Below are 20,205 nucleotides of genomic sequence, written 5' to 3'. Positions count from 1 at the left end.
AGTATAACATAAAACGGGCCGCTCACCTCGGTTGTGCGGCAGGGGGAGCAATTTTCCATCCGGCGCGAATATCTTTGCGCTCATCCCAGCTTTGCCCTTCCTCCATCATCGTCAGAAGCGGGGACAGCATCGATTCGTACTGCCCGTATTCGGGCATACGGCGGATTTGATCCAACATCGGCATAACGGTCCCGGCCAAAGCAAGCTTATTGCCGGTGAAATACCGTCGCAGCACGTCCGGACGGTCAAGCGGCCTATGGCGGAGCTGCCGATAACGCGTCGTAATGACGGAGGCAAGAGCAAGTACGCCCTTGGCGACGCGGGGCGAGACGAGCCAGCTGGGCAGCGTGCGGTATTCGAAGCCGCCGTGCGGCTGCCGGCGGTAATCCCCGGGAACTCCGTATCGGGGACGCCTTGCGCGAGAAGATTCGTCTTCGATCAAAATAAGCGGCAAAGCCAAATAATTGTCCAATGCTCTCAGCAACCTTACGTTCAGTCCCACCCCGCTCATATGGATATGTCCGCCCAGCGCGAAGCCTTTGGCGGGCATGCCTCCGGCCAGCCACTTCATCCCCGGCGTCTCGGGAATAAGCTCGGCAGCCGACAGCAGAGCGCGCCGTACATTGGTGACGAGCCGTCTCGGATCGGAGCTCGGTTCCGGACGCAGCTCGGCAAGCGGATACATTACCTTGCCACCGATCCGCAAGAGATCGCAGCCGGCGCGTCCCCGCCTCGGCAAGAAGGCCGAAGCTTGAACGACTTTGCCGTCGGCGTTCATCAGCAGAAATTCCGGATCCGCTCCCAAAGTGGCCGGTTCCAGATATTCTGCTTCCGCATTCGCATTCTCGCGATACCGCTCCAACGCTGCGGCGAATCGTCCCGCCTGCGGCGCATCCAGAGAAGGAAAAGGCTCGAGCTTCAAGACGATCGGCCGATCGTCAGACCCGATTCCGATATCCGCCATCCCGAAATCGAGCCCCGTCAAATACAAGACGCGAGCTGCCGCTTTCTCGGCAAGCTGCAGCTTCGCATCCACGAGAGCACCCTGGTCCACGCGTTCCCACTGCGCTTCCTCGGCCGGTCCGTAGCCTCCGACGGAATACAACGTTCCTATTCTCGCGCCGTTCGCCGCATATACGGCATTCGCGGCCGACCGATACACGGACAGCGTCTCCAGATGAAACAAGAGAAACCGGTAACGATGGGTAATGGCCCTTTCCGTTCCGGTTTCTTCTACGTCCGAATATCCCAGCAGACGGCCGACGGCGAATACCCGCGACGGATCGCGGACCACGGCCGACGCCGGATCTCCGGCGTTCAGCCCGGCCAATTGGGCTTCCGTATACAAGACGTCCATCCGGCCACCCCTTTCCAACCATTATCTGCAAAGCAACCCCGTACCGATAAAATTTCAATATGTACAAAAAAGAGGGCGAATGCCCCCTGGCGAAATGTATTCTCCGACATAGTATACAGTAAGTATTAATCCACCTCGTCGTCGAGCAGATCGGGATCGAGATCCTCGAAGTCGCTCTCGTCGCCGCCGTCGAAATCCACTTCCTTGTCGAGATCGTCACAGCCCCCGCTGCATACGAGCACGCACACCTTCGTCTCGGCGACCATCTCGACCTGGAACTCCCGTTCCACCCGGATTACGACTCCTTTGCCGGAGGACGAAACATTCGCTTCCACACAGTTCGGATCCTGCGTCGCAACCGCAGAAACTTCTACCGTGGAAGCTCTATGTTTCGGATCGAGATACGATAGCGGGATCAGTTCTACATAGGAAACCGTCTCTTTCGCTACCTCCGTGCTCTTGTTTTTGTCGTAAGAATACCAAATGTTGATATCGTAAGTACCTACCACTTCGACTCCGTCGTTCGATTGAACCGCCTCATATTCGTGGTTAATAACCCAGGCGCCAAGAATACTCGACGGAGCGTGTGGCGGAGTTACGGTATGCGTCACTTGCGAAAACTTACGACCCTTGCCGCATACAGCTTTGGTGATGATTTCTCTGCACTGCGTATCTCTATGTGTAGTCGACATCCTGCAAACCTCCTCCATGACAATCATTCAATTAAAGTGTATGCAGGACATTCGTCTAGAGTGACAACATTTTTTTAGAATTCTATTGCTTCTTTTCTCTTTTCGCGATATTCAAATAATATTTTAGCTCATGGCACATTTGCAAAATGGCCGAGCGCACCTCGAATTCCTCGCGGCTTGTCGGCAGCGGCATATTTTTGAAGCCCTCCTCCAAATCCTCGAGCCGCTTCTCCACGTTCCCGGTGTACGTCTCGCTCTTGACGTCGACGCTGAGCGCATCGAACAGCTCCGCCACCAGTTGTCCGTGCGGCAGGTTGCTGTACACCTGGGCCACGATATGGATCATATCCTGGATAGACTCCAGCTGCCCGGCGCGCATACGAAAATATACATTCCAATAAGAGTTGCCGGAAAAAAGCCGGTTCTCCGCCGCTTTCACTGCCTCCTGCTCCCCCCGTGCGATCGCCTCGTGCGCCTCGAGCACTTCGCTTCCGCTCCAGGCATAATCGACATCTCTCAGACTGCGGGCGATTTGCACGAATATGACCGAGAACAGCTCCTCCACGCGATCTCTCTCCCGCTTCAGCTTCCGTTCCAGATCGGGCATGTACACCACGTTTACAATCGTCGCCGTTCCCAGCCCGATGAGCAGCAGCCCGATCTCGTTCAAGACGATAGGAATCGTAGCCGTTCCGATCGAGAAAATGTGGAATACGGCGACGCAGCAGGTCGCCAGTCCGTTTTGCAGGCGAAGCTTGAGCAGCACCGGTATCGCGATCAGGATGAAGGCGGCCAGAACGGCCAGATGAAAGCCGAACAGCATCAGCATAAGCGTCGCGATCGCCAAACCCATTACGGATGCTCCGATCCGTACCAAGGAAGTGGCGATTCCTTTGCGAATCGTCGATTCGACGCCCAGAATGGCGAGCAGGCCGGCCGACATCGGGTATTCCAGCGATAGCAGCATGGCCAAATAAACGGCCGCAACGGCCGCAATCGCGGTTTTTACGGTACGAATCCCCATAAGCGTCCCCCATTTTTTTCTTCTATCGTAATCGAACGCCTCCGGTATTACAATCCGCAAAGCTTGTCCTCCGCCCGAAGGAAACGGCCGCCGGCTATGACCACGGCCCGATCTCCTTCACCTTATGCAAACGTACCGTCATTCTATTATCCGGCAAAGCTCAGGCTGTTGAGAAAGTGGATTACTTTCTCAACGACGAGGCAATCTCCGGCTGTGCTAGCTCCGCTGCAGCCTTCTTTCCACATAAGCGACGATCTGGTACATGACGGTCGCGACAATCGCGATCATGACGAGACTCCCGAGGACGAGGGTGAAATTGAATACCTGGAAGCCGTAAATGATCAAATAGCCGAGCCCCTGCTTCGAGACGAGAAATTCGCCTACGATGACCCCGACCCAAGCAAGCCCGACGTTGACCTTGAGCGTGGATACGATCGCCGGCATCGACGCGGGCAAGATCACTTTTCGGAACGACTGGGTTCTCGTTCCGCCGAACATGCGGATCACTTTAATGTAGTTGGCGTCGACTTCTTTGAAGCTCGTATAGACGACAAGCGTCGTAATAATGACGGTAACCGCCAATGTCGTCGCAATGATCGACATCACGTTGGGACCGAGCCCGACGATAAACAGCGGACCTAGCGCCACCTTCGGCATGCTGTTGGCCACAACGATAAACGGATCGAGCACGCGGGCCAAAAACGGAGACCACCAGATCAAGGTGGCCAGCGCGGTTCCCAGCAACGTGCCGAGTAGAAATCCCGCCCCCGTTTCCATAACGGTCGCCCATACGTGGGGCATCAACGAGCCGTCCGCTATTTTGTCGGCAAGAAGCGCGACGATTTTGCTCGGATAGCTGAACAGCAGAACGTCGATCCATTTGTTGCGTCCGGCCGCTTCCCACAGTGATAGAAAGGCGAAGAGAAGAGCGAATTGCGTGACGAGGACCGATATGGTCATTCGGCGTTTGCTTCTGCGGTGCTCGCGCAGTACGCGTTCCGGCAGTCCGGTCGGCCGACCGCCGCCATGTTCCTTCGGCTTGGGCTCAATCGTCATGACCGCCCCTCCTCGCTTCCATTTCCTCCAGCTCTCCCCATATTTCGTTAAACAGCGCATGAAACCCCGGCATTTCCCGCGCCTTCATCGGACTGGCCTCGCGAATCGGCTCGGGAACCGCGAGCTCCCGTCTCACTCTGCCGGGACCTCGATCCATGACGATCACTTTGTCGCTCATCGCAATCGCTTCCGTAATGTCATGGGTGACCAGAACGGCCGACTTCCGCCTCGCTTTGAGCGTTTCCGATACGAGCTGTTCGAGTACGAGCTTCGTCTGGTAATCGAGCGCCGAGAAAGGCTCGTCGAGCAGCAAAATGTCCGGCGACGTAACAAGCGTTCTTACAAGCGCCACTCTTTGGCGCATTCCGCCCGACAGCTGGCCCGGATATTTGCCGGCCACGTCTTCGAGCCCCATCTCCGCGAGCAAGCGAACCGCTTCCTTCCGCTGCTCGCCCGTCACTTTGCCGTGCAGCTCCAGGCCGATCAAGCTATTCGCGAGAATGGTGCGCCATGGAAACAAATAATCGTGCTGCAGCATGTAGCCGACTTTGTGAGAAGGGCCCACTACTGGCCTCCCGCCGATTTCCACATTTCCTTCCGTCGGTTCGATCAGCCCCGCGATAATCGACAAAATCGTCGTCTTGCCGCAGCCGCTCGGGCCGACCAAACTGACGAACTCGCCGGCTTCCAACGTGAAGCCGACCCGTTCCAGCGCCACGAAGGCGCCTTTGCCGGACACGTACACATGAGTCAAGTCTCGAATGCCGACTGCCGGTTTCACGTCCTCCACCGACCTTTCTTTCTTATTTTTTGGCCGCTTCGATCGCTTTCTGGGCGAACGTGTTGTCTACGAGCTTCTTATGATCGGCCCGCTGCTTCAGCTCTCCCGCCGCTTCCATGACGTCCTGCAAATTGTTCCATTCCTTTTCGTCCACGATCGGATCCGTCGCGAACGACTGCTGGTCTTTGTATCGCTTTACGACCGCCTTTACGATCTCTTTATCCGTATCGGCGAAGAAGGGCATGACGGCTTCGGTAATCTGGTCGACCGACTTCTCGGCTACCCACCGCTGCGCCTTATAGACCGCGTTCGTAAATTTTTGGATCGTTTTCGGATTGCGTTCGATGAAGCTTTTCTTGGACATGAATACGGTATATGGCAAGTTGCCGCTTTCCACGCCGAACGAAGCGATCACGTAGCCTCTGCCTTCCTTCTCGATCACGGTCGCTTGAGGTTCGAACATTTGCACGTAGTCGCCGGTGCCGGACGAGAACGCGGCCGGAATGTTGGCGAAGTCGACGTTTTGGATCAGCTTCAAATCTTTCTGCGGATCGATTCCTTTTTTCTTCAGCGTAAATTCGCCGGCCATTTGCGGCATGCCGCCCTTCCGTTGGCCCAGAAACGTGCTTCCCTTCAGCATCGACCAATTGAAGCTGTCGATCTTCTTGCGGGATACGAGGAATGTGCCGTCCGTCTGGGTCACCTGCGCGAAATTGACTACCGGATCGTCGGAGCCTTGCTGATTGACGTAAATCGACGTTTCCGAGCCGACCAGCGCGACGTCGATGCCGTTCGAGAGCAGTGCGGTCATCGTCTTGTCGCCCCCGGCCGTCGTCGTCAGCTCGATATCGAGCCCTTCCTCCTTGAAAAAACCTTGGCTGATCGCAACATACTGGGGAGCATAGAAGATCGAACGGGTTACTTCCCCGATTCGGATCTTGGTCTGGTCTTTGGCTGCGCCGGAGCAAGCGCCGAGCATGACCGGCACGATAGCGATTATCGCGATCAGCAAGGACTTCATCGTTTTACCCATGGATAAGTCCTCCCTTTTCTCTTTGCTGCTATCGTATGCAATTGCCCAAGTACCGGTTAATCGAAGCGCAAAAAAGCAGAGGACGTATGGCCCTCTGCCGAGCGGTGCTTCATATTACAGACCGTATATTTCCCCATACTTCGTTCTCAAATATTCGATCAAATATTGCGGATTCAACGGCTCGCCCGTAACCCGCGTCACGATTTCGTGCGGGGTTTGGAGCTTGCCGTAGCGATAAATCCGTTCGACGAGCCAATCCTTCAATTCGGCAAAACGTCCGTTCGCCGTCAAGTCGTCCAAATCGCCCAGCTCCTTCTCGATCGTACGGCGGAACTGAGCCGAATACATGTTGCCAAGCGAATAAGAAGGGAAATAGCCGAAAGCCCCGCCGGACCAGTGGACGTCCTGCAAAACGCCCTCGCCGTCGTTCGGAGGCTCTACGCCCAAATACTCCTTGTACTTCGCGTTCCAGTACGCCGGCAGATCGGCGACGCTGAGCGAACCGTCGAACAAAGCTTTTTCGATCTCGTAACGGATCATAATATGCAAGTTGTAGGTCAGCTCATCCGCCTCGATCCGGATCAGCGAGGGCTGGACAGTGTTGATCGCCTTATAGAACGTCTCCACCGGCACATTCCCCAGCCGGTCCGGATAAAGCTCCTGCAGCTTCGGATAATAACGGTGCCAGAACGGGCGGCTGCGGCCGATCATGTTTTCCCAGAACCGCGACTGCGATTCGTGAATCCCCATCGACGTGCCCGTGCACAGCGGCGTACCGATCAGCTCTTTGGATATATTCTGCTCATAAAGGGCGTGGCCGCATTCATGGATCGTTCCGAACAGCGCGCTCGTGACGTCTTCCGGCAAATAACGCGTCGTGATCCGCACATCCCCGGGATTCAAGCCCGTCGCGAAAGGATGCACGCTCTCGTCGAGCCGGCCCGCCTCGAAATCGTAGCCGAGCTCGCTCAAGATGAACTTGCTGAATTTCTTCTGCTCGGCGACGTCGAACGATTGCTTCAAAAAGGACGTATCCGGAACGTTGTTCGACTGCTGAATCGCCGATACAAGCGGCACGAGCTGCTCCCGGACATCCGCGAACAGCTTGTCGAGCTTCTCCACCGTCATCCCCGGCTCGTACATGTCGAGCAGCGTATTGTAACGGTGCCCCTCGTAGCCCCATAGCTCGATAAATTCGAGATTGGCGGCCACGATTTTTTCCAAATACGGCTGAAACATGGCGAAATCAGATTGGTGCTTCGCGTCCTCCCATACCGATTCGGCTTGCGACGTAAGCACTACATAGTCTTTATATTTGTCCGGCGGTATTTTTTTGCTGCGGTCGTACTCCTTCTTGCACTCCTCGACGAGCCTCCGGTTTACTTCATCCAGCCGCTCGAACGTGCCGGGCTCCGACAACGACTCGAGGTAACGCCCCATTTCGTCGGAAACGGACATTTTGAACATTTCCGAGGACAGCTCTCCGATCACCTCGGAGCGGGCTTCCATGCCTTTTCGCGGAGCCCCGGTGCGCAGATCCCAATACATGACGTCCAGCGCTTCCCCGTAGCTTTTCATTTTTTTGACATAGCTCCGAAAAGACTCCAGCTGCGCTGCAAGCGATTCGCTCATACTCGATTCGTCCTCCTTCACCTATGTAAACGGATGGTTTCATCATACTTGGAAAAGAAAGGCGAATCAACATTGTCTCCGAATTATGGTAGAATGGGTAAACAAACGATGAAGATAGCCGGGAGTGAACGAGATGTACATTATGTTTACCGAAGAAGCGTCCGCTTATATCCGCGAGCGGCATTTCGTGGCCAGGGCCGCGGGCGCGATCAAGCTCGCTTACGATACCGAAGGCTGCGGATGCGCGGTGAACGGCGTAGCCGCCCTATGGATTATGGACAATCCGGAAGAGGACGACCAGCTTGCCCGCAGCAACCTGTTTACCGTATTTTACGATCCGAAGCAGGAGCTGTTCTTCGAAGACAAGCTGACGGTGGACCGCAGGCCGGGCCAGCAATCGCTCGTATTGAAGAGCAGCCAGCAAACGTACAATCCGTCCATGCGCGTGATCGATCGCCGGAGCTCGGCGAAATAACCTTCTTGAACGGACAAAAGGGCCTCTTCCCTTCGGAGGCCCTTTCGTTTTCTATAGTCTGATCAGTTGCGGTAGCCTTCATCCACAACGTCGAGCTTGCCCGTCTTCGGATCGATGACGAGCCCGTGAATCGGAATTTTCGGAACGAGCGGATGGTGGCGGATCAAGCTTACGCTGCTCTTGATCGCTTCGGTCACATCGCTGAAGCCTCTCAGCCAATGCTCGATATGCAGACCGGAATTTTCCAATATTTGCAACGTATCCTCGGGGATTCCCCGCTCCAGAAACTTCGACTTTATCTGATGCGGATTAATGTTGCTCATTCCGCAATCGTGATGGCCGATCACGAGCACTTCCTCCGCGCCCAGCTCGTAAATCGCCACGATAATACTGCGCATAATTCCGCCGAACGCCGTAGAGACGACGCCGCCCGCAGACTTGATCATCTTGACGTCGCCGTTCTTGATATTCATGCTGGCCGGCAGCAGTTCGATCAACCGAGTGTCCATGCAAGTAAGAATGACGAATTTTTTATCCGGAAATTTGGAAGTCAAATAGGGCTCGAATTTGCTTTGCTCCACGAACGATCGGTTAAATCCGATAATCTCATCCAATAGTCGTTGTTGCACGTGCTGTTCCCTCCCGTATGTTTGCTGCATCCTGTCCGGGTGCATAAGCGCCTTATTTCAAAATACCTTGTTCAACCGCCTTGCCTATCAATGCTTCCGCATATTGCCATAATGCCGTCGAGCCTTCTCCGATATGGCGGTTCCGCTCCAATACCCGATCGCTCGTAATGCCGTGTTCCTTCCAGGATTGGCCTTCGTTCTGTACGTTGATGAGCAGCGGCTGCAGCCGATCTACCGCTACCGCAAATTTCGCTTCCCCCGTGTCGCGCGCTTCGAACTCTTCCCACAGCTGCATGCATTCGTCGCGCTGGTCCTCCGGCAGAATACCGAACAGCCGGTTTGCCGCCGCCAGCTCGCGCTCGTATTTGCCTTCCAGCCCTTTGTCGTCGTACGCGAACGTGTCGCCCGCATCGATCTCGACCACATCGTGGATCAGCAGCATCTTGAACACCTTAAGCATATTCAAATCCGGCTCGTTGGCATGCTCGGCCAGCAGCATGGCCATGACGGCCAGATGCCATGTATGCTCGGCGTCGTTCTCGAAACGTTCGCTGCGGATTAACCGGCTTTTGCGGAAAATATGTTTTAATTTGTCCATTTCCAAAATAAACTCGATTTGCTGCTCCAATCGCGATTTCAAGTCCGCTCACCCTCGCGCTTTCTTATTATGTTCCCGTTTCCGTTCCGCTTCCCGGCTGCGTGCCTCGATTACATCGGTCCGATCGCGAAGCGTATGCTTATTCATAATGAAACGATTGCCCGGGTCGCTCGGCCGTTTCCAGACCATTCCTCTTTCTACGCACTTGGAGTTGCACTGCCCGATCAGCTCCATGTCCGAGAGAGGGATATCCAAATCGGAAAACGGCGCCGGTCCATTGGCCGACAGCTCCTCCAGCCTTCGCTCTACCGCACGTCGAAAATCCGCATGATCGATGCCCAGCTCGGCCAGGTGATCGTCGTTCATATTGCGCAGCGAGGCCGCGATCATTTTCAGCGCGCCGGCGCGGTTGCCGCGTCTATGGTGATAGAGCGAGACGGCTACCTGTATGAGACCGACCCATGTTTTGCTTTTCGGATCCGCCGGATTCTGTTTCCAGTATTCCTCCAATAGCTCGTGGCATTCGAACCAATCGCGGTCCCCATGAAAATGTACCAAATAATCGACGTATGCGTCGGGATACATGCGATTCGCCGCCCCCTTGGCTGTATGACTTGTGCATCTCTTCATTATATCACGTTTTCCTCTGCCTCGCAGGACGTTTCATTCTTGCAGGGCCGTTCAACTATTCCAAAAATATTTTTAAAAAATAGGATTAAAAATGAAACCGATGCCCACGCTATTCGTAGTACATACTGCTAGGCAAAATAGCATTTACGTTACAGGAGGGTACCGAAATGAAAAAATGGATGCTGGTTCTGATGGCATGCTTCGTCGTCGTTGCATTCAGCGCACCACAGTACGCGGACGCAAAACCGAAAAGCAGCTTCAAGTCCGGCAACAAATCCTACTCGCCGACGAAACCTGCCGACAACGTATCGAAGACCGATCCCGGCAAAACGTCGACGAATCCGACTACGCCGGCAACCGCGTCGAAACCCGGCTTTTTCAGCGGCGGCGGCTTCATGAAGGGCTTGATGATCGGCGGATTGGCCGGAATGCTCTTCGGCGGAATGTTCGGAGGAATGGGCTTCCTTGGCAACATTCTGGGATTGCTCATCAACATTGTAGCGATCTTCGCGCTCATTATGGTCATTCGCTTCGTTTACGTTTACTTCCGCGACCGGAATAAACAGAAGAAGAGCTTCCAAGAATGACGCTGAGCCAACAGGAAATCATCAACGCCATTTGCGAGCATATGGCTGAGCGCAAAGGGCTTAACCCGAGCCAGGTTAGCGTCCAATTGGAATGGGAAGAAAATCTCGGATTTTCCGCCGAGGTCACCATAGACGGCCGCTCGCAATATATCGTCGAAGCGAACATGCTGGAGGCCATCGAGAGGTTCATCCTGAACCATTACAATCGCCGCGTGTTCCGCAGCCAGTTGGAGCTAGATGTCGAGGACGAAATGTTCTGCATCGTGAAAGAGTAGCGTACAACAGAATCGAGAGACGGCTCTTGAAGCCGCGAAGAACGTTCCGAGCGCTCGGAACGTTCTTTTTGTTCGCTTATTAGATTCAGATGTAGTCGCTCTTCGTGTCGAACATTTCCGGACCGGCCATCGCATGGAAAGGCTCGAATGTCGTAGACAGCGTGTAGCGCTGCCCCGACTCCGCCGACCTGTAGGCGCCGAACATGATTTCATGAACATGCAGCTGCTGACGCGCGGATTGCTTCGGCTGCTGTCCCGAGCGAACGCTATGGATGAAATGGCTCATCATATCTTTCTCCGACAAGTCCGAGTCCCGAAGCTTGGGAGCATAGCATTCCTGGATGCCGCGCCATGAAACTTGCTCGGCGTCGGGGATCGGCCTTTCCGGCGAATGGATCACGAGCGGAAACCCGCCGTCATGCAGCGCTATCGTTCCTTTGCGACCGTAAATGATAGTATTGTTTTGCCGGAAAGAAGTTCCCCACAACGTCCGTACGACCGCATGCTGCCCTTGCGCGAACTCCACGATAGCCGTCGCGTTATCGTCGACATCGCTGCGGATGCGTTTTCCGCCGCCTACGATCCGGTTCGGAATTAGCGTATTGACTTCCGCCGTCACGCTGGTCGCCGGACCGAGCAACGTTATGAGCCTGCTGATCGGGTATACCATGCAATCGAGTATGGCGCCGCCATGGGAGACGGCCTTATCGTAATACCAATTGTCTCTCGGCGGGCCCGGAATGTTAAGCTGAACGTCCGCCCCCGTAATTTTGCCGATCGTCTCATCGGTTAAATATTCCAGTGCGGTTACGATGGCCGGATTCAAATCATAAGGCAAGCTCATGAAAATGACTTTGTTCCTCTCCGCCGCTTCCACCATTTGCCGACAATCCTCGAAGCTCGTCGCCATAGGCTTCTCGTTCAACACATGCAGTCCTCTGTTCAGAGCGGCCAAGGCAACCTCGGCGTGAACCGAGTGTGGAGTCGTGACGACGACGGCATCGAGCTCCTCTTGGTCCATCATCGTCTCGTAATTGTCGTACCATCGCGGGACGTCGTATGCCTTCGCTTTGCTCTCGGCATTCTCGATATGCCTCGAGCACGTCGCCACAAACTGAACTCCGTCCAACCGGCCCGCCTGCTCGAAATACCGGTTGCTCACATTCCCGCTTCCTACCATTCCCAACTTAACCGGCTTCATAGAATTCCCACCTCCAGCTACTTAGAAAAACGACTAAGCATTCAGGAATAGAATATCACGTTTCCGCGGACTTGCCCATGATTTGGAAATGGATCGGGGCTACCGATGCCGTATTGCAAACTCATCCAGCATGTTCCCCGCGACATCATACGCTTGGTAGGTCAGCGTCTTCCCTTCGATCGTAATGCCCGCGAACATTTGCCGCCCGTTCTGGAAATGCACCTTGTGGTAGAACAAGTCGTCCTTCTTCTTATTGAACTTCTGCCCGGACGTATTCGTTACGACGTAGACGGCCCCTTCTCCTTCGCCTGCCTTCCGGCCTCCCCGCAGCGGAAAGGACCGGGAATATTCGTGATTGTGTCCTTGCAGGACGAGGTCTACGCCGAATTCGTCGAATACGGATACCCAGTCCTGTACTTTCTCATACATATTCCCCGCATAAGGCCCGCGATGAAGCGCCACGATTTTCCAAGGCTTGTCCGTACCCGCAAGATCGGTTTGCAGCCACTTCGTCTGAGCTTTCATATTGGATTCCGTATTCATAACGACGAAATGGACATCGCCATAGTCGAACGAATAGCTCGTACCGGGAATCGAACCTTCCGCCCCGTTGGCGGAAACGTTGAAATGGGAGACGAACCGATCCGCCTTGCCGTCCGCCTCGTCATGGTTGCCCGTAACCGGCATTAACGGGAGACGCGTCAGCCATTTCCGCGCTTTGCCGAAGAAGGCGTCCCATGCTTGCTCGTCCTCCGGATTTTCTGTCAAATCGCCGTTATGTACGATAAATTCCGCTCCGGGAAACGTTGCAAACGCCTTGTCCAGCGTGTTGCTCCACAGCTCGAAATCTTTGGCCGTAACGCCTTGCGAATCCGTCACGTTAATAAACGTAAATCCGGCATGAGCCGCCGCCTCCGTGGCGAAGACCGCAGGCTCGCTCCAGCCGTTGTCGCTTCCGTTGCCGACCCGGTAAGAGTATTCGGTTCCCGGCTCCAGTCCCGTAGCTTCGGCTTTATGAACGCCTTGCTTTCCACTTTTACCGGTATCGAGCTTGGCAGATTTTCCGGCGAACGTCATGACCTCTTTCCCGTCAAACGACCGAATGTCCGAGCCTTTCGCGATTTGCAGCACCGCGCCCGTATCCGGATTGTTCGTATACCAAGTAAATGCTCGGCTAGTTCGAGGATCGCCCTTGAAGGTCATGGCCAACGATTTCGGTTCGACGGAAGCCTCGTCGTTGTTTTTGAACAATTCCACGCCGATCAATATGGCAATCAATACCACTACTAGAAGGGCTAGCAGCAAATACGCCTTGAGTCCCATCGCTACCACTCCTGCAGACGCGAAATTTCTTGCTTATGAAACGAGTCTGTTTTAACCATATCGTTTTCGTGCGGGTCAAGTCAATTTTGTCATCCGGACTCGAATGCTTTGCAACATGTGTGTTTTTGGTGAATCTCGCAACTATTTGCGTTTTGTAACGTCTGAACATATGCGAGATTGCTAGAGAAAGAGGTTGAGAGATGAGAGGCAGAAGATGGATCGCCGCCCTGCTCGTTTCGGTGACGGTACTGACCGCGCCGGCGACCGTATTGGCCGCGACGAATAAGACGACGAAATATCGGGTTTATCAGAATGAGACGGCCATATCGGAGTTTTCCGACCTGAAGCAAGCGATTACATTCGCCGGATGGTACTCCGAAAGCTATGTGGAAGAAATCAGCACCCGCAAATGGGTGTGGAACAATTATCCCCGCTACAAGCTGTACCAGTTCGACGTTTCGCTCCCCGGCTGGGAATTCGCCACATTGGATGAAGCGAAAGCAGCAGCGCGTTACTACAAGTACACCTCGATCCGCGATATGCAGTCGACGGGCTGGGTGTGGAACAATTACCCCCGTTACCGGTTATACCAAGGCAATATCACGCTGGACGAATGGGAATTTACCGATTTGAAGGAAGCGATGGCGGCGGCGAAATATTACTTGGGCGCCCATGTCATCGACCTGAACACGAACAAATGGGTATGGGACAATTTGGCCCAGGCCGAGAAGCAGCAGCTTCGCCAAGGCCCGAAAATATACCAGGTCAAGCAGAACGGCACGACGAAGGACGAGTGGACGTTCGCCTATTTGGAAGACGCTATCAATGAAGCGGTGAATTGGTCCAACTCCGTTGTCGTCGACTCGACGGACGGCGGTAAAGTCGTTTATGCCAACTCGAACAAATACAAGGTGTACCAGGACGACAATCTGATCAACGAATTCGCCAGCCTGGACGATGCCATTTACTATGCCCAATGGTTTTTGCATATCAAGATCAAGCTGGACGGCAAGGAAATATGGAATAATTTCCCTTATTATCAAGTATTCCAGAACAACAACAAAGTAGCCGAATTCAAAACGATCCAGGAATCGCTGCAATACGCGGAATGGTACAAATACATATCGATCCGCTCTTACCACGGCTCGCGCATTTGGAGCAATTTCCGGAAGCTGCTGTACTGGGGCTGGAACGGCTCCTCCGCGGCCGAGACGATCAAGAAGCAGGTTCAGACGACGGTCGGTCTGGATATCGATTCCCCGACCTGGTTCCAGCTCGCCGATGCCAGCGGCAACTTGAAGGATACGTCGAACAAAGAGTCGATGGTTTGGCTGAAAAGCCAAGGGTACCAAGTACACCCGCTCGTCAGCAATCAATTCGATTCCGCCTTGACGACGCAGTTTCTTGCCAACCCTACGGCCCAGCAAACGTTCATAAGCGCGCTCGTGAACAAAGCCGCCGATTTGGGCGTGGAAGGAATCAATATCGACTTCGAGAACTTATCGGCCAAGGATCGCGCCGCATTTACGGCCTTTATCCAATCGCTGACGACGGCTGCGCATAATAAAGGTTTGATCATCTCCATAGACCTGCCCAGGGGAAGCGTCAAGTGGAATCACCTGACTGCGTTCGATCATGAGAAGCTCGCCGGGATCGTCGATTATATCATCACGATGACGTATGACCAGCATTATTCCGGCAGCGGCACGCCGGGCTCCGTATCCGGACTCCAATGGTCCGAGGAAGGCGTCAAGGAGTTTCTCGAATACGGCATACCGCGGGACAAGCTGCTGATGGGCATCCCCTATTACGTAAGGGAATGGAAAATCGACGGAACGACGGGCGCGCTCGTGAGCAACCGCGCGATCTATATGAAGGATTTGCCCGCTCTGATCGAGACCAAGAAGGCGGTCTCCGTTTGGGACCCGCAGTTCCAGCAGTATAAGGTCGAATACGCGGAGGACGGTTACAACTACGTGTTCTGGCTGGAGGACGAGAAAACGGTCCAGGCGCGAATCGACATCGCCAAAAAGTACGATCTGGCCGGCGTCGCGGCCTGGAGGCTCGGCTACGAGACGACGGAAGTGTGGAACTCCATTTTGCCGAAAAAATGACGGCTGCATGACTGAAACGGCGGTGCCTTATAGGCCCGCCGATTGCTTTTGAGTGAGTCGACCGTTCGAGCCGCGTTGCCATTTCGAATACGTTCAGGGACTTTATCTTCTTGCTTGATAGCTCTCCCTTTTTTGTCCTATTCCGGTTCGATTATTGGCGCAATATCGGCCGGCTGAGGCTGTATAATGAATACAATCCCAAAGTCCATTAGGAGTGATGCCCATGTACGTTTGCAGGCCTGCCCGACATGACGACTACGAAACGATTTCCACGTTTCCCCAAACCGAAGAGGAGTTGTTCTTCATGTTTCCGTCGGCCGCCTATCCGCTTGCGGCAGCCAAGCTGGAAGAAAACGCGAGCAAGCGCTGGTGTCCGACAGTCGTGACCGAAGATAACGGAGATGTGGCTGGATTTGCGAACTTTTACGGCTACGAGGAAGGAAAGCATTGTCATCTCGGCAACGTCATCGTGGCTCCGCAGCATCGGGGCAAGGGCGCGGCTTCTTTTCTGATCGCCGCGATGATCGAGAAAGCCCGGACCGAGTTGAACGTCCCGCGTCTTCTGCTCGTGTGCCATCATACGAACCCGAGAGCGCTTCTCTTCTACGACAAGCTCGGATTTACACCGTGCGCCGGCATCAAGAAAATGAAGAACAGCCGGGATGAGATCATCGTGGGCATCCAGATGGAAATGAAGCTGTAGAGGAACGGGTACGGGAAAAAGGAAACGCGCTCCGTCATGACGACGGAACGCGTTTTTGTTTTTACCGCCAAGCGGCCAGTCTTACCGGTCAAGCAGCTCCTCCAGCTCTTCCGGATCGTCGGTCGGAGCCTGGCAGGAGAAATGCTCGCAAACGTAGGCGGTCGTACGCCCGCCGAGCGATACTTTGTCCTGGACGAGCGGAATCGTCTGTCGGACGAGCTCGCCTTCCTCCCCGTTCGGCACGAAAATGACGACGGCATTGGGCAGAAAACGGTGGCGTACCGATTCGAGCATTTGCTTCGTCTCCGGCTTCGAACGATCGCCGGCAATGACGATCTCCATCGGAGACGAAACGGCGAAGTCCAAAGCCGTGAACAGCATCGCATGACCGCTCGGATACCGTTCCGCCGCCCCGGCGAATGCTTTCAGCAGCTCGTCGGCTTTTTGCGAAATTCCCGCATCGTACACGTACTTGGACAGCCGCTGCAGATTGTAGGCCGCGACGGAATTGCCCGAAGGCATGGCCCCGTCATAAATTTCTTTCATTCGCGTCAACAACTGCTCCGCGTCATGTCCGTAGAAGAACAGCCCGCCCTTCTCGTCGTCCCAGAACAGACGGATCAGATCCCGGGCCAGCCCCGTCGCCTTCCGCAAATACGCCGGATCGAACGTCGCCTCGTACAGCTCGATATGCCCCCAGATCGTATACGCATAGTCGTCGACATAACCGGAGTAAGCCGCTTCCCCGTCGCGGTACCGGGCCAGCAGACGCCCGTCCTCGCGCCGCAGCTTGCTCCACAGAAACGCCTCCGCTTTGGCAGCCGCGTCGGCGTAAGCCGGGTTGCCGAGCACCTTTGCGCCCTTGGCCAGAGCCGCAATCATCAGTCCGTTCCACGCCGTCAAAATTTTGTCGTCCTTATGCGGATGGACACGCTCCTCCCGGAAGGCGAACAGCTTGGCCCGGCACGCTTCGATCTTCATGCGAAGCTCGGATACCGCCATGCCTTTCCGTTTCGCAAACGTCTCCTCCACTTGCCCGATCAGATTCGGGATACTGTGTCCTTCGAAATTGCCTTCGGCGGTAATATCGTACAAATCGCAGAACAAATCGCCGTCGCTGGCGCCGAGCACCTCCAGCACTTCATCCGGCTCCCAGACGTAAAACTTCCCCTCATGCCCTTCCGAATCGGCATCCTCTGCCGAATAGAAGGCGCCCTCCGGATCGGTCATATCCCGCAGCACGTATGTAAAGATTTGCTCCGCCACTTCCGCATACCGCGGCTTGTCCGTCAGCTGATACGCTTCCAGATAAGCGATCGCGAGAAGCGCGTTATCGTACAGCATTTTCTCGAAATGGGGCACGAGCCACCGCTCATCCGTCGAGTATCTGGCGAAGCCGAAGCCGATATGGTCATACATCCCGCCCCGGAACATCGCATCCAGCGTCTTCTCCGCCATCTCCAGCGCTTGCGCCTTGCCCGTCCGCTTGTAGTAGCGGAGCAGCAAAGACACATTGTGCGCCGTCGGAAACTTCGGAGCCGAACCGAACCCGCCGTACGTCTCGTCGAACAGCTCCGCATATTGCCGATACGCCCGATCGAGCGACTGCTCGGACAGCTCTCCCTCCAGGTTGGAGAGCATGCGGCTCTTCGTCTCTTCGACGATCTGCTCGCCGATCTCCTCCACCTTGGTCCGGTCCTCCTGCCATTTCTCCGCGAGCTGCGGCAGCAAATCCGTCAGCCCGTATCGCCCGTACTTGCGATTTTTCGGAAAATACGTCCCGGCAAAAAACGGCTTCTTCTCCGGCGTCATCATGACCGTAAGCGGCCACCCGCCCTGCCCGGTCATCGCCTGACAGACGGACATATACAAATGATCGACGTCGGGCCGTTCCTCCCGGTCGACCTTGATCGAGACGAAATGCTCGTTCAAAATCGCTGCGACTTCTTCGTCTTCGAATGATTCTCGTTCCATTACATGGCACCAATGGCAGGTGGAATAGCCGATGGATAAGAAGATGGGCTTATTATCGCGTTTGGCGACTTCGAAAGCTTCTACGGACCAAGGGTACCAGTCGACCGGGTTGTTGGCGTGTTGGAGCAAGTACGGCGACTTTTCGTCGGCTAATCTATTGGGTACTCTTTGAGTTGTCATGGGGCATCACCTCCTTGGTTTTGGGATATTTTGATGTTGATGGGTTCAGTTTAGCATAGGCTATGTAAAAAGGAAAAACCCTCCTGTGAGAGCAGAGGGATTTGAAGGCTTCTTAATCGAGACTAAGGTATTGTGGGCAGAAATGGTCGTCCGTGTCCAATGCCTTTCAATGCCTGTCAATATCTTCAATCCTATCCTTACTTAGAATTTCCTTGCCAGGCTTTTGTACTCCTTCCCATTGATGTTTTTCGAAAGACTAATCTAAATTCTCCCTTGTATTCATATTAGCTTTGGACGACGTACCACGGTACGGTAAAGAACTTAAAGATTCTGGTATATTAAAAAGTCCGCGATTTACGCGGACTCTTACCGAGTATATGTTGTTATCCCCCATCAGCATGGGTTGAAAATTCCGAGACAACCGCTCCTTCCTTCCGCCCTGAAACCAATGCAGCGTATTCGGCGGAATCGCGCACGCTGCCGCACGCGTTCTCGTGTTTCAGTAGTAATTATTTTCCCGATCCCTCCCCTGATTTGTCCATCCATCCTCGATATGGACAGTCGATTGATATCTTTACTTTTTCAATTCTGCAAGCGTCTTGATCGCGGCTTCTTCGGCCAAACGCCGGGCGGTGTTTACGTCCATATCCCCTCGCATGACCTTTGTCGCGTAATCGGCGTATATCGCAAGGACCGGCACCTCGTAAATGCCCTTGTACGGCACCGGCGCAAATTTGTTGGCGAACGCCGCTTGCCAGTGTTTGTCCTTGTACTTGCTGTCTTTGCCCAACGTATTTCTCACATCGGTACTTTTGATGACCGGCAGAGAGCCTCGCTTGGCAAGTGTGGTCTGCATTTCGTCGGACACCAGATAGTTCAATACTTCCATCGCCGCATCTTTATCTTTCGCCATGTTCGTTATACCGAAGTAATAGGAGTATGGCTGTGCGCTAATTCCGGTCTGCCCCTTGAAGGACGGCAGGGTCACCATATCCCAATCCATATTGTCGGGCATGGAGTTCGCCCAGCCGGCGACATACGGCACCATGGCAATCGTCTCCGTTTTTTGGAAGCCGTCGATGATCTCCAGAATGCTCTTCATATTTGCATAATAGTCCCTGATGCCGGAAATCTCCGTCGGATTGATAGCGAGGGTTTGGAAGAACGTTTCCCAGCGCGCGTCCGTATTAATGGTCGGCTTCCCGGTAGCCTCCTCCACGGCGGGAATGGAAAGCGGATTCATAAAGAACGTATAGACAGGGATAAAGGTAAGTCCCGTATATTTGATGCCGCCATCGACTTGCGTAAGCTTGCGGGCCAGTTCGAGTATTTCATCCCATGACATGCCGTCTTTCGGATACGGGACGTTAAACTTGTTGAACAGACTTTTGTTATAATACAAGACCAGGGTGTCGGTAAAAACCGGGAGTGCGTATAGCTTTCCGCCGGACGACTTTACGATACCGTCGATAATGGCCGGTTCAAAGCGGGTGAGATCGACCTTGTGCTTTTTAATCAGATCGGTCATGTCGTACTGGATGTTGTAAGGGAACATGTTATTCTCGAAGTTGCCGATTGAACTGTAATAAATATCAAAACGGGTATTCGTAGCGACCATTTCAGGCATGTTGTTCGACTGGCCTACGCGCCCGATGAACTTGATCGTATAGTTCGGAAATTTCTTGCGCAAGGCGTCTCCGAAGCTACTATTGAACAGCTCCTCTGTCGTTCCATTATTCGTATAAAAAATGACTTCTGACGGTTCTGCGGGGGTTGTTTTCGTAACGCTTCCATCGCCGTTGTTCCCCGTTCCGCTTCCATTTCCGCTGCATGCTGTCAAAAAGGAAATTACAAAAACCGTCAAACCTATAAAGCCGATTTTCAGACGATGTTTCAAACAAATACCCCCTGATTGGTTTGAATACAATATTGAATGAATCC

General features: G+C 54.2%; 19 protein-coding genes. 5 read left to right on the top strand and 14 right to left on the bottom strand.

Annotated features, from left to right (window positions below; translation table 11 throughout):
* Positions 1-22: 22 nt before the first annotated feature.
* From FE784_RS27285 to FE784_RS27255, 7 genes are all read right to left on the bottom strand, one after another.
* Entirely contained in the window at positions 23-1,357 is a 1,335-nt protein-coding gene (locus FE784_RS27285) for a putative amidoligase domain-containing protein (protein ID WP_139605416.1), read from the bottom strand.
* A 125-nt stretch (positions 1,358-1,482) separates the two neighbouring features.
* Positions 1,483-2,049: an outer spore coat protein CotE gene (locus tag FE784_RS27280; protein WP_139605415.1), complete on the bottom strand. Its 567-nt coding sequence runs from the start codon at positions 2,047-2,049 to the stop codon at positions 1,483-1,485.
* Positions 2,050-2,131: 82 nt separating this feature from the next.
* Entirely contained in the window at positions 2,132-3,133 is a 1,002-nt protein-coding gene (locus FE784_RS27275) for an aromatic acid exporter family protein (protein WP_246132205.1), read from the bottom strand.
* Positions 3,134-3,289: 156 nt separating this feature from the next.
* Positions 3,290-4,129: an ABC transporter permease gene (locus FE784_RS27270; protein ID WP_139605414.1), complete on the bottom strand. Its 840-nt coding sequence runs from the start codon at positions 4,127-4,129 to the stop codon at positions 3,290-3,292.
* On the bottom strand, positions 4,119-4,910 hold the full coding sequence (locus FE784_RS27265; protein ID WP_139605443.1) for an ABC transporter ATP-binding protein: 792 nt from the start codon (positions 4,908-4,910) through the stop codon (positions 4,119-4,121). The genes FE784_RS27270 and FE784_RS27265 overlap by 11 nt, the downstream gene beginning before the upstream one ends.
* Before the next feature lie 22 nt (positions 4,911-4,932).
* Positions 4,933-5,889 carry an ABC transporter substrate-binding protein gene (locus FE784_RS27260; RefSeq protein WP_246132208.1) on the bottom strand — a complete coding sequence of 319 codons (957 nt, stop codon included), beginning with the start codon at positions 5,887-5,889 and terminating at the stop codon, positions 4,933-4,935.
* Between the two features lie 168 nt (positions 5,890-6,057).
* Positions 6,058-7,575 carry a carboxypeptidase M32 gene (locus tag FE784_RS27255; RefSeq protein ID WP_139605413.1) on the bottom strand — a complete coding sequence of 506 codons (1,518 nt, stop codon included), beginning with the start codon at positions 7,573-7,575 and terminating at the stop codon, positions 6,058-6,060.
* A gap of 133 nt (positions 7,576-7,708) precedes the next feature.
* On the opposite strand from FE784_RS27255, the gene FE784_RS27250 reads away from it, so the two are divergent.
* On the top strand, positions 7,709-8,050 hold the full coding sequence (locus tag FE784_RS27250; RefSeq protein WP_139605412.1) for an iron-sulfur cluster biosynthesis family protein: 342 nt from the start codon (positions 7,709-7,711) through the stop codon (positions 8,048-8,050).
* A 62-nt stretch (positions 8,051-8,112) separates the two neighbouring features.
* Here the strand turns inward: FE784_RS27250 and FE784_RS27245 are convergent, their stop codons facing one another.
* The 3 genes from FE784_RS27245 to FE784_RS27235 are packed head-to-tail and all read right to left on the bottom strand — an operon-like array spanning position 8,113 to position 9,862.
* Positions 8,113-8,679: a beta-class carbonic anhydrase gene (locus FE784_RS27245; RefSeq protein WP_246132204.1), complete on the bottom strand. Its 567-nt coding sequence runs from the start codon at positions 8,677-8,679 to the stop codon at positions 8,113-8,115.
* 52 nt (positions 8,680-8,731) lie between these two features.
* Positions 8,732-9,319, bottom strand: a complete 588-nt coding sequence (locus FE784_RS27240) for an HD domain-containing protein (RefSeq protein ID WP_246132203.1) — start codon at positions 9,317-9,319, stop codon at positions 8,732-8,734.
* A gap of 6 nt (positions 9,320-9,325) precedes the next feature.
* Positions 9,326-9,862: a DUF309 domain-containing protein gene (locus tag FE784_RS27235; protein WP_246132202.1), complete on the bottom strand. Its 537-nt coding sequence runs from the start codon at positions 9,860-9,862 to the stop codon at positions 9,326-9,328.
* A 212-nt stretch (positions 9,863-10,074) separates the two neighbouring features.
* On the opposite strand from FE784_RS27235, the gene FE784_RS27230 reads away from it, so the two are divergent.
* Both FE784_RS27230 and FE784_RS27225 read left to right on the top strand, forming a co-directional pair.
* Positions 10,075-10,494, top strand: a complete 420-nt coding sequence (locus FE784_RS27230) for a DUF1190 domain-containing protein (protein WP_139605410.1) — start codon at positions 10,075-10,077, stop codon at positions 10,492-10,494.
* Positions 10,491-10,769 (top strand): YxcD family protein, encoded by a 279-nt coding sequence (locus FE784_RS27225; RefSeq protein ID WP_139605409.1) that lies wholly within the window; start codon positions 10,491-10,493, stop codon positions 10,767-10,769. Before FE784_RS27230 ends, FE784_RS27225 begins: the two co-directional genes overlap by 4 nt.
* A gap of 85 nt (positions 10,770-10,854) precedes the next feature.
* Here the strand turns inward: FE784_RS27225 and FE784_RS27220 are convergent, their stop codons facing one another.
* Both FE784_RS27220 and FE784_RS27215 read right to left on the bottom strand, forming a co-directional pair.
* Entirely contained in the window at positions 10,855-11,970 is a 1,116-nt protein-coding gene (locus tag FE784_RS27220; protein ID WP_139605408.1) for a Gfo/Idh/MocA family protein, read from the bottom strand.
* Between the two features lie 99 nt (positions 11,971-12,069).
* Positions 12,070-13,293: a purple acid phosphatase family protein gene (locus tag FE784_RS27215; RefSeq protein ID WP_139605407.1), complete on the bottom strand. Its 1,224-nt coding sequence runs from the start codon at positions 13,291-13,293 to the stop codon at positions 12,070-12,072.
* Positions 13,294-13,493: 200 nt separating this feature from the next.
* Between FE784_RS27215 and FE784_RS27210 the strand changes: the two genes are divergently transcribed.
* A complete protein-coding gene (locus tag FE784_RS27210; protein WP_139605406.1) occupies positions 13,494-15,407 on the top strand; it encodes a glycosyl hydrolase family 18 protein in 1,914 nt (637 codons plus the stop codon).
* 223 nt (positions 15,408-15,630) lie between these two features.
* Positions 15,631-16,110 carry a GNAT family N-acetyltransferase gene (locus FE784_RS27205; protein WP_176706547.1) on the top strand — a complete coding sequence of 160 codons (480 nt, stop codon included), beginning with the start codon at positions 15,631-15,633 and terminating at the stop codon, positions 16,108-16,110.
* An 81-nt stretch (positions 16,111-16,191) separates the two neighbouring features.
* On the opposite strand, the gene FE784_RS27200 is transcribed toward FE784_RS27205, so the two are convergent.
* Entirely contained in the window at positions 16,192-18,264 is a 2,073-nt protein-coding gene (locus tag FE784_RS27200; RefSeq protein ID WP_139605404.1) for a thioredoxin domain-containing protein, read from the bottom strand.
* A 574-nt stretch (positions 18,265-18,838) separates the two neighbouring features.
* Positions 18,839-20,161, bottom strand: coding sequence for an ABC transporter substrate-binding protein (locus FE784_RS27195; RefSeq protein ID WP_176706546.1), 1,323 nt, complete (start codon positions 20,159-20,161; stop codon positions 18,839-18,841).
* Between the last annotated feature and the right edge of the window lie 44 nt (positions 20,162-20,205).

The sequence above is a fragment of the Paenibacillus hemerocallicola genome, assembly GCF_006265175.1.
In the GTDB taxonomy this organism is placed as follows: domain Bacteria; phylum Bacillota; class Bacilli; order Paenibacillales; family NBRC-103111; genus Paenibacillus_AB; species Paenibacillus_AB hemerocallicola.
The sequence above is the reverse complement of the archived record's forward strand: the minus strand, read 5'-3'. Positions and strand labels throughout refer to the sequence as shown.

Excerpts from the sequence above, each read along its gene's own strand:
- FE784_RS27215 (WP_139605407.1), bottom strand. The coding sequence starts at position 13,293 with ATGGGACTCAAGGCGTATTTGCTGCTAGCCCTTCTAGTAGTGGTATTG.
- FE784_RS27210 (WP_139605406.1), top strand. The coding sequence starts at position 13,494 with ATGAGAGGCAGAAGATGGATCGCCGCCCTGCTCGTTTCGGTGACGGTA.
- FE784_RS27225 (WP_139605409.1), top strand. The coding sequence starts at position 10,491 with ATGACGCTGAGCCAACAGGAAATCATCAACGCCATTTGCGAGCATATG.
- FE784_RS27285 (WP_139605416.1), bottom strand. The coding sequence starts at position 1,357 with ATGGACGTCTTGTATACGGAAGCCCAATTGGCCGGGCTGAACGCCGGA.
- FE784_RS27255 (WP_139605413.1), bottom strand. The coding sequence starts at position 7,575 with ATGAGCGAATCGCTTGCAGCGCAGCTGGAGTCTTTTCGGAGCTATGTC.
- FE784_RS27250 (WP_139605412.1), top strand. The coding sequence starts at position 7,709 with ATGTACATTATGTTTACCGAAGAAGCGTCCGCTTATATCCGCGAGCGG.
- FE784_RS27230 (WP_139605410.1), top strand. The coding sequence starts at position 10,075 with ATGAAAAAATGGATGCTGGTTCTGATGGCATGCTTCGTCGTCGTTGCA.
- FE784_RS27270 (WP_139605414.1), bottom strand. The coding sequence starts at position 4,129 with ATGACGATTGAGCCCAAGCCGAAGGAACATGGCGGCGGTCGGCCGACC.
- FE784_RS27260 (WP_246132208.1), bottom strand. The coding sequence starts at position 5,889 with ATGCTCGGCGCTTGCTCCGGCGCAGCCAAAGACCAGACCAAGATCCGA.
- FE784_RS27205 (WP_176706547.1), top strand. The coding sequence starts at position 15,631 with ATGTACGTTTGCAGGCCTGCCCGACATGACGACTACGAAACGATTTCC.
- FE784_RS27220 (WP_139605408.1), bottom strand. The coding sequence starts at position 11,970 with ATGAAGCCGGTTAAGTTGGGAATGGTAGGAAGCGGGAATGTGAGCAAC.
- FE784_RS27235 (WP_246132202.1), bottom strand. The coding sequence starts at position 9,862 with ATGTATCCCGACGCATACGTCGATTATTTGGTACATTTTCATGGGGAC.
- FE784_RS27280 (WP_139605415.1), bottom strand. The coding sequence starts at position 2,049 with ATGTCGACTACACATAGAGATACGCAGTGCAGAGAAATCATCACCAAA.
- FE784_RS27200 (WP_139605404.1), bottom strand. The coding sequence starts at position 18,264 with ATGACAACTCAAAGAGTACCCAATAGATTAGCCGACGAAAAGTCGCCG.